An 11,852-nucleotide genomic window follows, 5' to 3' on the forward strand; every position below is an offset into this window, starting at 1 on the left:
CGCAGTCGCGCCCGGTCCCGCACCCGCTCCCGCGCCCGTCGTACGCCGCCGGGCCGGCCCCCGCGCCGCCGCCCGCCCCGGTTCGTACGACCCCGCCGACCGTCCTGACCGGCGCCGGGCCCCCGTCCCCGTATCGTCTCTGGCTATGAACATCATGGGAGTCGACATCGGCGGCTCGGGCATCAAGGGCGCCCCGGCCGACCTGGACACGGGCACCCTCGCGGAGGAGCGGCACAAGGTGCTCACCCCGCACCCCTCGCCCCCCGACGCCGTCGCCGACGGCGTCGCCGCGGTCGTCGAGTACTTCGCCGGGCACGAGGGCCCGGTCGGCGTCACCTTCCCCGGAGTCGTCACCGACGGCGTCGTGCGCACCGCCGCCAACGTCGACAAGAGCTGGGTCGGCGTCGACGCCGCCGCCCTCCTCGGCAACCGCCTCGGCCGCCCCGTCCACATCGTCAACGACGCCGACGCCGCCGGGATCGCCGAACTGACCTTCGGCGCCGCCCGCGGCCGTACCGGCACCGTCATCGTGCTGACCTTCGGCACCGGCATCGGCAGCGCCGTCTTCACCGGCGGCCGGCTCGTCCCCAACACCGAGCTGGGCCACCTGGAACTGCACGGCCACGAGGCGGAGAAGCGCGCCTCCGCCAAGGAGCGCGAGGACAAGGACCTGAGCTGGAAGCACTGGGCCCACCGGGTGCAGCGCTATCTCGCCCATCTGGAGATGCTCTTCACGCCCGAACTGTTCGTCATCGGCGGCGGCGTGAGCCGCAAGGCGGACAAGTTCCTCGACGACATCACCGGCATCCGCGCCGACGTCGTCCCCGCCGAACTGCAGAACAACGCGGGCATCGTCGGCGCCGCGATGGCCGCCGCCGCAGCCGCGCGCTGACGCCGCCGGTCCCTGGCGCTCCGGCCGCTCTCCCCTATGGTGAGTGGGTTCTGCACACGGAGCGTAGGAAGAAGGTGACCGCACGTGCTCGACGAACGGGTGGAGACGCCCGCGGACGGCGGCCCACCGGGGCGCTCACCGCGTACAGACGCGGTGGTCTTCGGCGTCGCCGCCGCGCTGACGCTGGCGTTCGTGATCTGGGGCGCGGTGGCGACGGACTCCCTGGAGGACGTCTCCACGTCCCTGCTCAACGACACGATGCACTACGGCGGATGGGCCTTCGTGCTCGCCGCCTCCGGCTTCGTGATCTTCGCGCTGTGGCTGGCCTTCAGCCGCTACGGCCGCATCACCCTCGGCCGGGAGGGCGAGCCGCCGGAGTTCCGCACGGTGTCGTGGGTCGCGATGATGTTCAGCGCCGGCATGGGCATCGGCCTGATGTTCTACGGCGTGAACGAGCCCCTGGCGCACTTCGCCACCCCGCCGCCCGACACCGTCTCCGCCAGCGCCGGTGCCCCCTCGCGGATGGAGGTCGCGATGGCGACCACCCTCTTCCACTGGACGCTGCACCCCTGGGCCATCTACGCCGCCGTCGGCCTCGCCATGGCGTACAGCGTCTTCCGCCGCAACCGCCGGCAGACCATCAGCGCCGTCTTCACCCCGCTCATCGGCCCGCGGCACGCCAACGGCGGCGTCGGCAAGGTCATCGACATCCTCGCCATCTTCGCCACCCTCTTCGGCTCCGCCGCCTCGCTCGGGCTCGGCGCGCTGCAGATCGGCAGCGGTGTCAAGGAAGTCGGCTGGACGTCCGAGGAAGTCGGCGAGGGGCTGCTGATCCTCGTGATCGGCGTGCTCACCGCCGCGTTCGTCGCCTCCGCGGTCTCCGGCATCGAGCGGGGCATCCAGTGGCTGTCGAACATCAACATGGTGCTCGCCGCCGTGCTCGCCGTGTTCGTCTTCATCGCGGGACCGACGATCCTGATCCTCGACCTCATCCCGACCTCGATCGGGTCGTTCTTCGCCGAACTGCCGCAGATGATGGCGCGTACGGAGGCCAGCGGCGGCTCGGACGTCGCCGGCTGGCTTTCCGGCTGGACGGTCTTCTACTGGGCGTGGTGGATCTCGTGGACGCCGTTCGTCGGCATGTTCATCGCGCGCATCAGCCGGGGGCGCACCATCAGGCAGTTCGTCGGCGGCGTGATCCTCGTGCCCAGCGTGGTCAGCCTCCTGTGGTTCTGCATCCTCGGCGGCACGGCGATGCAGCAGGAGGCCCACGGGGCTGCTATCACCGAGGAGTCGACGCAGGAGGGGCAGTTGTTCGCGGTGCTGAACGCGTACCCGATCGCCGGTGTCACGACGCTGCTGGTGATGGTCCTCGTCGGCATCTTCTTCGTCTCCGGCGCGGATGCCGCGTCGATCGTGATGGGCGCGCTGTCGCAGAAGGGGACGCTGGAGCCGACGCGCATGGTGATCGTGGTCTGGGGCGTGCTGACCGGCGCGGTCGCCGCCGTCATGCTGCTGGTCGGGGGCGGCGGGGACGCCGCGCTGACCGGGCTGAAGAACCTCACGATCCTCGTCGCGGTGCCGTTCACGCTGGTGATGATCATGCTGTGCGTGGCGCTGATGCGCGACCTGCGGCACGACGAGCTGATCCTCATCGGCGAGGAGGGCGAGCAGGCGATCGAAACGGCGGTACGGGCCGGACACCAGCACTACGACGGGGAGTTCGAGCTGCAGATCCGCGGGCTCGCGAGGCGGCTGCGGGGCGGCCGGGGCACGGGGCGGGACCGCGGCGACGGCGAAGGCGACGGCGGGGACGGGGGCCCGGCGCCGGGCCCGGAGGACGGTCGGCCCGCGGACTGAGCAACGGGGCCCGGGGCCCGGCGCGTACGAGCCGGAAGCCCGGCCCGTACGCGCCGCAATTCCCGGCAGGGGTCAACCGACCGGTGGACCCCCGGTTCCACCGGTCGCGGCTGTCGGGGACAGGGGCGCGATCGCGAGCATTTCCGGTATGAGAAATCTCCCCGTTCGCACAGCCCGCTGGAGCGCCCGGCACCCGTGGCGCGCGATCGCCGGCTGGTTCGTCTTCGTCGCACTCTGCCTCGGCGCCGGCATCGCCGTCGGCAGCAACCCCGCCACCACCGAGGACTTCTGGGTCGGCGAGGCCGGCCGCGCCGAGCAGATGGCGACCGAGGGCGACCTCCAGCGGAAGCCCACGGAACACGTCCTCATCCGCGCCGAATCCGGCCGCTCCCTCGACCTAGCCGCCGCCCGCGCGGCGGCCCGCGACGTCACCGACCGGATGGAGCGGCTGCCGGAAGTGGCGTCCGTCGCCGCGCCCGTACGCTCCGCGGACGGTGACGCGCTGCGGGTGCCGGTCGTGCTGAAGGGCGCCGAGCTGGACGGCAAGAACAACGTCGGGCCGCTGCTGGAGCAGACGGAAGAGGTGGCCGCGGCCCACCCCGGCGTCGTCGTCGAGGAGACCGGCTCGCCCGCGATCAGCCAGGGCGTCAACGACCAGCGGGGCGAGGACCTGGCGCTCTCCGAGCGCATCGCACTGCCCGTCACGCTCGTCACGCTGCTCGTCGTCTTCGGGTCCGTCGTCATGGCCGGCGTGCCGCTGCTGCTGGCACTCACGTCGATCGCCGCGGCGCTCGGTCTGTCCATGGTGGCTTCCCACCTGCTGCCCGACCCCGGCGTCGGCACCAACATGATCCTGCTCATCGGCCTCGCGGTCGGCGTCGACTACACCCTCTTCTACCTCAAGCGCGAGCGCGAGGAGCGCGCCCGCGCGGGCGGGCGGCTGTCGTCCGCCGCCCTCGTCGAACTGGCGGCGGCGACCGCGGGGCGGGCCATCGTCGTCTCGGGCCTCGCCGTCATCGTCTCCACCGCCACCCTCTATCTCGCCACCGACGTCATCTTCTCCTCCCTCGCCACCGGCACCATCCTCGTCGTGGCCGTCGCCGTCGCCAGCTCCCTGACGGCGCTGCCCGCGCTGCTCGTGACCCTCGGCCGCCGCACCGAACGGAAGGCCGCACGCCGGGCCGAAGCCCGCGCCGCCCGCCGTCCGCGGCGGGACCGCCCCGAGCACGGACGGATCCTCGCCGTCCTGCTGCGGCCCGCGCGCCGCCGCCCCGCCGCCACCCTGGCCGTCTCCGTGCTGGCCATGCTCGCCCTCGCCGTGCCCGCGCTCGGCATGAAGCTCGTGGACCCCGGCAAGGACACCTTCTCCCGCGACATCCCGGCCATGCAGACGTACGACCGGCTGACCGCCGCCTTCCCCGAGTTGAAGGTGCAGCACGAGGTCGTCGCCCAGGCCGCCGCGGAGCGCGCCCCCGAGGTACGGCGGGCGCTGGCCGGGCTGGGCCGGCAGGTGTCGGCGGACCCGCTGTTCGTCCGGGACGCCGGGCCTGCGGTACGCACTTCACCGGACGGCCGGACCAGCGTGCTCGTGCTCTCCGTACCCCACTTCGCCAACTCCCAGCCCGCGAAGGACTCCCTGACGCACCTGCGCGAGGACCACCTGCCCGCCACCGTCGGGCAACTGGCCGGTGTCGAGACCGCCGTCAGCGGCGACGTCGCCCGCGGCGTCGACTACGTCGAGCACGAGCGCGGCAAGCTGCCCCTGGTCGTCGGCGCCCTGCTGCTGGTCACCTTCGTGCTGACGCTGATCGCGTTCCGCTCGGTGGTCATCGGGCTGCTCGGCGTCGTGCTGAACCTGCTCTCCGCCGCCGCCGCGCTCGGCGCGCTCGTCCTCGTCTTCCAGGGCACGTGGGCCGAAGGGCTGCTCGACTTCGACTCGATGGGCGCGATCGCCTCCCGGGTGCCGCTGTTCCTCTTCGTGATCCTCTTCGGTCTCTCGATGGACTACCAGGTGTTCGTGGTCAGCCGGATCAAGGAGGCCAGGGACGCGGGGATGCCGGCGCGGGAAGCGGTGATCGCAGGCATCAGCGCGTCGGCGAAGGTCGTGACCAGCGCGGCGGTCGTCATGGTCACCGTGTTCTCCGGGTTCGTCGCACTGCATCTGACCGAGATGAAGCAGATGGGCTTCTGCCTGGCACTCGCCGTGCTGCTCGACGCGGTGGTGATCCGGCTGATGGTGCTGCCCGCGGCCCTGCTGCTCCTCGGCGAACGGGCCTGGCGCCCGGTGCGGCGCCTGCCCGCCCCGCCCGAGCCGGTGGCCCCCGCGTTCGAGAACGTACGCTGACCAGCATGCTCCCTCGGCCACGGCGCGGCGACCCCCTCTGGATCTGGCTGCTCCACGGCTGGGACGTCTTCTCCTGGGCGATCATCGGTCTGCTGACCCTGACCACCCTCCTGGGAGACGTCCCGGCCGGCGACCGGTACGGGTCGCTCGCGCTCCTGGCCGTGCTCGCCCTCGGCTACGCAGCCGTACGCCGGGGGCATGGAAACACCGTGCGGCTCGCGTCCGGCTACCTGGTCGTGCTGATCGTCGTGGTGGGGCTGCTGTCGTGGCTCCGCGACGGTTTCGGCGTGCTGTACACCGTGACGCTGTCGCAGTTCGTGATCTTCGCGAACACCCCGCGGTCCGCCATCGTCCACAGTGGCCTCGGCGCCCTCGCGATCACCCTCGGCGGCTCCCTGCGCCAGGGCTGGAGCGTCGACAGCCTCGCCACCAACGCCACCTCGTCCGTCGCCGTCTACGCGGTCGGCGTCGTGATGGCGCTGGTGACCCCCCGGGCGGTGGCGGCACGCGACGAGCGCGTCCGGCTGCGCAGCCGGCTGGCCGATGCCGAGGAGCAGTTGACCGAGGCACAGAAGCGGCAGGGCGCCGCCGAGGAGCGGGAGCGCATCGCACGGGAGATCCACGACACCCTCGCGCAGGGCTTCGCGTCGATCGTCGTACTCGCCGAGGCGGCGCGCGCCGGGCTGGCCGCCGAGCCCGAGAAGAGCGCGCAGCAGTTGCAGTCCATCGAACGCACCGCCCGGGAGAACCTCGCCGAGGCCCGCGTCCTCGTCGGTGCCGCCCCGCGCAGCGGTGTCGCCGCCGGTTCCGTCGCCACCACGCTGCGCCGCACGCTGGACCGCTTCGCGGAGGACACCGGGCTCGCGGTCGAGGCCGAACTGCCGGACGTGCACTGCGACCAGCCGACCCGGATCGCGCTGCTGCGCTGCACACAGGAGTCGCTGGCCAACGTGCGCAAGCACGCGGAGGCGTCGACGGTCGGGGTGGTGCTGGCGGCGGGTCCCGAGGGCGTCGAGCTGGAGATCACCGATGACGGGAAGGGCTTCGTGCCGGGAACGGTGGGGCGGGGCGCCGCCGGCGGGCGGGAGGGCACCGTGCCGGACGGTGCCGTGCCGGACGGGGGCTTCGGTCTCGACGGGATGCGCCGGCGGCTGGCCGAGTTCGGCGGCGAGCTGAGCGTGACGAGTTCGCCCGGTGACGGTACCCGCATACTCATCACCGTGCCCGCGGCCGGGCCGACCGCGGACGGCACCCTCCCGGACGGGGCTCCCGCCGGGACTTCCACGGACGGAACGTGCACGACCGGAATCGCCACGGACGGACAGGTCTGAATGACGAAGAAACCCACGCCCGCCACCCCGCTCCGCGTCATACTCGCCGACGACCACACCGTGATGCGCACCGGTCTCGTCGCGCTGCTCGCCGCCGAGCCCAGCATCGAGGTCGTCGGCGAGGCCGGCGACGGCCGCGAGGCCGTCGCCCTCGTCGCCCGCCTCGACCCGGACGTCGCCCTGCTCGACCTGCGGATGCCGCGGCTCGACGGCGTCGGCGCCACCGCCGCGATCGTCGCGGCAGCGGCGCGTACCCGGGTACTGATCCTCACCACGTACGACACGGACAGCGAGATCGAGCGCGCGGTCGAGGCCGGTGCCACCGGCTATCTGCTGAAGGACGCCACCCGCGCCCAGTTGGTCGACGCCATCCACGCCGCCTCCCGCGGGGAGACGGTCCTCGCGCCCCGCGTGGCCCAGCGCCTGGTCGCGAAGATGCGCAGCCCGGCCCCGGTGACGCTCACGCCGCGCGAGTCCGAGGTGCTGGCGGGCGTGGCCGAGGGGCTGTCGAACGCGGAGATCGGCAAGCGCCTGTTCATCGGCGAGGCCACCGTGAAGACGCACCTGCTGCGCATCTTCGCCAAGCTCGACGTCAGCGACCGTACGCGCGCGGTCGTCGTCGCCCTGGAGAGCGGCCTGCTGCCGGGCCGTTGAGACGGACCGACCCCTTCCTGGTTGCGCGCGGCGCGCGCACAATGCGGTCGAGACCGCCGCCGTCCGGAAGGCAGGGACCCGTGAGCCGACGCCGTACCGCACCTCCGTTACGCACCACCGCCACCGCCGCCGTCCTCGCCGTGCTCGGCGCGCTGCTGACCGTGCTCGCCCCGCCCGCCTCGGCGTCCGCCCCGCCGCAGCCCGCCGCGGCGACCGCGGTGCGCGGCGGCGAGGCGCTGTACGGGGCCTCGTACGCCTGCACGCTGGGCTTCAACGCCGTGAGCGGCGGCACCACGTACGGCATCATCGCCGGCCACTGCGCCGACGTCGGCAGCACGTGGGCCGTCGACACGGAGGGCGGCCGGGTGTCCGTCGGCACGACCGCGGGAGCGGTCTTCCCCGGCAGCGACTACGGCATCGTCCGCTACACCAACACCTCCGTGTCGTACCCCGGCGAGGTCAAGGGCAGCGGCGGCGCCCCGGTGGACATCACCGGCGCCGCCGACCCGGCGCCCGGCATGTCGCTGTGCCACTACGGGCGCGTCGGCGGCTACCGCTGCGGCACGCTCCAGGCGGTCAACCTCACCGTGAACTTCCCCGGCGGGGCCGTCTCCGGGCTGTTCCGCTCCAACATCTGCTCCGAGCCCGGCGACACCGGCGGACCGGCGTTCTCCGGCGGCCGGGCGGTCGGCATCATCGTCGGCAGCAGCGGCAACTGCACCAGCGGCGGCGTGACGTACTACCAGCCCATCAAGGAGATCCTGGCGGCCTACGGGCTCACGCTGTCGTAGCCGCGGGCGTACGGGCGAGGAGGTCGCGCAGCGCCGCGGCCACCTCGTCCGGCGCCTCCTCGGCCATGAAGTGCCCGCAGGTCACGGTGGCGTGCCGCAGGCCGGGGGCCCAGGCGCGCCAGCGCGCGGCCGCGTCGAAGCCGAGCGCGGCGCCCCAGTCCTGCTGGAGGACCGCGACCGGCATGCGGAGCCGGTTGCCGGCGTTGCGGTCGGCGGTGTCGTGCTCGACGTCGATGCCCGCGGAGGCGCGGTAGTCCGCCACGATCGACGGCACCGCTTCGCGGGACGCGGCGAGATACGCGGCGCGTATCTCGGCCGGGATGGCGTCCGCGCCGCCGGACCAGATGTCGAGGAAGTGGCCGAAGAACGCGTCCGGGGCGGCGGCGATCATCTCCTCGGGCAGGCCCGGCGGTTGCGCCATGAGGTACAGGTGGAAGCCGACCGCGGCCGGCACCCCGTGCATCACGTCCCACATGTCGAGCGTCGGCAGCACGTCCAGGCACGCCAGATGAGTCACCGCGCCCGGGTGGTCGAGCCCCGCGCGGAACGCCACCAGCGCGCCGCGGTCGTGCCCCGCGAGCGCGAAGCGCTCGTACCCCAGCGCGCGGGCGAGCGCCACGATGTCCTCTGCCATCGTGCGCTTCGCGTACGCGCCGCCCGGCCCGCCCGGAGCCTCGGCCGGCTTGTCGCTGGCTCCGTAGCCTCGCAGGTCGGGGCAGATGACGGTGTGGTCGGCGGCGAGCCGGGCGGCGACGTGCCGCCACATGAGGTGGGTCTGCGGGAAGCCGTGCAGCAGCACGACGGGGCTGCCGTCGGGGTTGCCGCCGACGGCGGCGCTGAGGGCGACGCCGTCGGCGACGGTGACGCGCCGGTAGCCGAAGCCGGGGATGCGGGGGGACATCGGGGGATTCCCTTCGTAGCCGATCGTTGTCCCCAGCGTGCGCGGCGCGGATGAGCAGCGGATGAGCGCGCTGTACGGTGGCGCCCGGCGGGGCCCGGGCGGGGCCGGGCCGGGTCTGGAGAGGTGGTCGGCGGTGCGGGTCCTTTTCGGCGTACTGGGGCCGGTGACGGCCTGGGACGGCGACGGGGCCGGGTCTTCCGGCGACGGGGCCGGTGGCGCCGCGGACAGCGCGATCGCGCTGAAGGGGCCGCGGCACCGGGCCGTCCTCGCCCGCCTGATCGTCGCGCGCCGCCGCGTCGTCCCCGTCGGCCTGCTGGCCGAGGACCTGTGGACCGACCCGCCCGCGGACGCCGTGGGCACGGTACGCACCTTCGTCGCCGCGCTGCGCCGCGCCCTCGAACCCGGCCGCCCGCCGCGCGCGCCCGCGCGGCTGCTGGTCACGCAGGGCCCGGGGTACGCGCTGCGCGCCGAACCCGACTCCGTCGACGCGTGGCGCTTCGAGGCGGCGGTGGGCGAGGCGGGAGCCTTGCCGCCGGGGGAGGCGGTGGCGCGGCTGGATCAGGCGCTGGGTTGGTGGCGCGGCCCCGCGTACGCGGAGTTCGCCGACCTGCCCTGGGCCCGTACGGAGCGCTCACGCCTCGCCGACCTGCGCCTGCACGCCGTCGAGTTGCACGCGGAGGCCCGGCTGTCGCTGGGCCGCGCCGCGGAGACGGCGGCGGACCTGGACGCCCACGTGGCCGGGCACCCCTGGCGCGAGGACGCCTGGCGGCTGCTGGCGCTGGCCCTGTACCGCGCGGGCCGCCAGGCCGACGCGCTCGCGGTGCTGCGCCGGGCGCGCACGATGCTGGGCGAGCAGTTGGGCGTGGACCCGGGCCCGGCGCTGCGGCGACTGGAGACGGACATCCTGGCGCAGGCGGACCACTTGGAGGGGCCGGGCGGCGGGCGGGAGGTGGGTGCCGGCGGCGGTCCTGGAGGGCGTTCCGCGGGCGCGGGCGGGGAGGGAGTGGAGCCCGAGGGGCGGCGGCAGGGGATCGGTGGCGTGCCGGACGGCGGTGGTCCGGCCGGAGCGGCGGAAGCGCCGGCGCCGGGCGTTGGCGGCGGTGGCACAGACGACCGTGGCGGTTCGGGTCCCGACAGCCGCGTGTTCGGCGAGCGGGCCGGTGCCGGGCGGGACGGCGGGGATGCCGGTGGCGGTGAGGGGGAAGGGGTGCGGCGGGTGTGGGCCGAGGCCGCGGCCGCGTACGACCGGGCCGTTGCCGGCGGGGCACGGGCCCGGCTGGAGTCGACCGTCGGGCTGCTGCGCAGCCTCGCCGTCACCGGGGGCGGCGGGCTCCAGGCCGCGCGGCGGCACCGGGTGGCGGCCGTCGAGGCGGCCGAGGAGTCGGGTGACCCGGAGCTGACCGCCCGGGTCATCGGCGCGTACGACGTGCCCGCCGTCTGGACCCGTGTCGACGACCCGGAGCAGGCGGCCCGTGTGGTGGCCGCGGCCGAACGCGCCCTCGCCGCGCTGCCGCCCGCCGAGCACGCCGCCGTACGGGCCCGGCTGCTGGCCACCGTCGCCGTCGAGTCCCGCGGCACCCGCTCGGCGCGCGGGCCGCAGGCCGCCCGGGAGGCGGAGCGGCTGGCCCGCGGCCTGGACGATCCGGCGCTGCTGGCGTTCGCGCTCAACGGCGTGTTCATGCAGACCTTCGAGCGCACCGGCCTGGCCGCGGAACGGGACGGCATTGGCGCCGAGCTGGTCGCGCTGTCGGCGCGGCACGGCCTCGTGACGTACGAGGTGCTGGGCCACCTCATCCGGCTCCAGGCCCGCGCCGCCCTGGCGGACTTCCCCGGCGCCGACGAGCACGCCGCCGCGGCCGACCGGCTCGCCGAGCGCCACGAACTGCCGCTGGTCGCGGTGTTCACCGGCTGGTACGCGGCCCTCCGCCTCGCCGAGACCGGCACCCCGCCCCCGCACGCGGCGGCCCCCGCCGGGGCCGGGCCCGCCGGCCGTGACGTGGCCGGGCGGTCCGAGGGTGCCGACGCCTCGCCCGTGCAGGCGGAAGCGGCCACCGAAGCCGGGACCCGCCCCTCGCCCCCGTATGCCCCTTCCGACGCCGAGGACGCCTATCGTGCCGCCGCCCGGCTCCTCGACGGGGCCGGGATGCCCGGTCTGGAGCGCGGGCTGCTCCCCCTGGCCCTGCTCTGCCTGCGGCTACGGCGCGGGCTCCCCGTGTCCGCCGGCGGCGGCGCCGACTGGGGCCCGTACGAGCCGTGGGTGCGGCCGCTGCTCCTGCTGGGCGAGAGGCGGCGGGCCGAGGCGGCGACCGCGCTGCGGGCCATCGCTGAGCCGCCGCGGGATCTGATGCAGGAGGCCGTCTGGTGCCTCGTCGCGCGGGCCGCCGTCGAACTCGGCGACCGCGAGACCGTGGCCCGCGCCCGCGACCGCCTCGCCCCCGCGGCGGACGAGATCGCCGGCGCCGGGACCGGGCTGCTGACCCTGGGCCCGGTCGCAGATCACCTCGCCGCGCTCACCGCCGCACTAGGCGACTCACCGCCCGCGTAGCCCGCCTCAGAGCCGGATCTCGCGGCGGGTGTCAATGCCCGTGCCGTACACCGGGTCGCGGCCCGGGACGTGGACCTCGCAGCTCGTCGCGCGGGCCCGGTACAGCCGCAGCCCCTCGTCGCCGCTGAGGTCCTCGGGCCGGAACCGCGTCGCCCCGGCGGCGACCGCGCCCCCGAACGCCTCGTCGCACGCCGCCGCGAGCTGCGCCTCCGGCACCTTCTCCGCCGTAGCGCCGATGTACACCGCGCGCCCTTCGCCGACCGCCGCCGTGGAGTCGTAGACGACGAACTCGACGCCGGGCCGCGCGGCGATGTTGGCGGAGTGCCGCGCCTGGGGCGAGGAGACCCAGTAGAAGGTGCGGTAACCGGCGTGTGTGAAGAACACCGGCGAGACCCGCGGCCGTCCGTCGGACTCCGCGGTGCCCAGGACGAGATAGCGGTTCGCGTCGAGCACGCTGCGGGCCATCCCGGCCAGGTCGTCGGGAAGTGTCACGGCTGTCCTCCTTCACCCTTCGCGGCCGACGTCGGCCGTTCC

The 11,852-nt window shown here is 74.7% G+C and carries 9 protein-coding genes; 7 read left to right on the forward strand and 2 right to left on the reverse strand.

The features are described 5' to 3' along the window. Window positions 1-145: 145 nt before the first annotated feature. From ppgK to CXR04_RS24565, 6 genes are all read left to right on the forward strand, one after another. On the forward strand, window positions 146-892 hold the full coding sequence (gene ppgK / locus CXR04_RS24540) for a polyphosphate--glucose phosphotransferase (protein WP_101424446.1): 747 nt from the start codon (window positions 146-148) through the stop codon (window positions 890-892). 84 nt (window positions 893-976) lie between these two features. Beyond that, window positions 977-2,752 carry a BCCT family transporter gene (locus tag CXR04_RS24545; protein WP_101424447.1) on the forward strand — a complete coding sequence of 592 codons (1,776 nt, stop codon included), beginning with the start codon at window positions 977-979 and terminating at the stop codon, window positions 2,750-2,752. Between the two features lie 148 nt (window positions 2,753-2,900). Continuing rightward, complete coding sequence (locus CXR04_RS24550; RefSeq protein WP_101424448.1) at window positions 2,901-5,096, forward strand: MMPL family transporter; 2,196 nt, start codon at window positions 2,901-2,903, stop codon at window positions 5,094-5,096. 5 nt (window positions 5,097-5,101) lie between these two features. Further along, complete coding sequence (locus CXR04_RS24555; protein ID WP_101424449.1) at window positions 5,102-6,427, forward strand: sensor histidine kinase; 1,326 nt, start codon at window positions 5,102-5,104, stop codon at window positions 6,425-6,427. After that, on the forward strand, window positions 6,428-7,081 hold the full coding sequence (locus CXR04_RS24560; protein WP_101424450.1) for a response regulator: 654 nt from the start codon (window positions 6,428-6,430) through the stop codon (window positions 7,079-7,081). An 80-nt stretch (window positions 7,082-7,161) separates the two neighbouring features. Then, on the forward strand, window positions 7,162-7,872 hold the full coding sequence (locus CXR04_RS24565; protein ID WP_101424451.1) for a S1 family peptidase: 711 nt from the start codon (window positions 7,162-7,164) through the stop codon (window positions 7,870-7,872). Here the strand turns inward: CXR04_RS24565 and CXR04_RS24570 are convergent. After that, window positions 7,859-8,773, reverse strand: a complete 915-nt coding sequence (locus CXR04_RS24570; protein WP_101424452.1) for an alpha/beta fold hydrolase — start codon at window positions 8,771-8,773, stop codon at window positions 7,859-7,861. The genes CXR04_RS24565 and CXR04_RS24570 overlap by 14 nt on opposite strands. A gap of 133 nt (window positions 8,774-8,906) precedes the next feature. Here CXR04_RS24570 and CXR04_RS24575 point away from each other — a divergent pair, with 133 nt between their 5' ends. Continuing rightward, window positions 8,907-11,318 (forward strand): AfsR/SARP family transcriptional regulator, encoded by a 2,412-nt coding sequence (locus tag CXR04_RS24575; protein ID WP_101426575.1) that lies wholly within the window; start codon window positions 8,907-8,909, stop codon window positions 11,316-11,318. A 6-nt stretch (window positions 11,319-11,324) separates the two neighbouring features. Here CXR04_RS24575 and CXR04_RS24580 read toward each other — a convergent pair whose 3' ends face one another. Next, window positions 11,325-11,810, reverse strand: a complete 486-nt coding sequence (locus CXR04_RS24580) for a pyridoxamine 5'-phosphate oxidase family protein (protein ID WP_101424453.1) — start codon at window positions 11,808-11,810, stop codon at window positions 11,325-11,327. Window positions 11,811-11,852 lie beyond the last annotated feature (42 nt).

This window comes from Streptomyces sp. CMB-StM0423 (assembly GCF_002847285.1).
Lineage (GTDB): Bacteria > Actinomycetota > Actinomycetes > Streptomycetales > Streptomycetaceae > Streptomyces.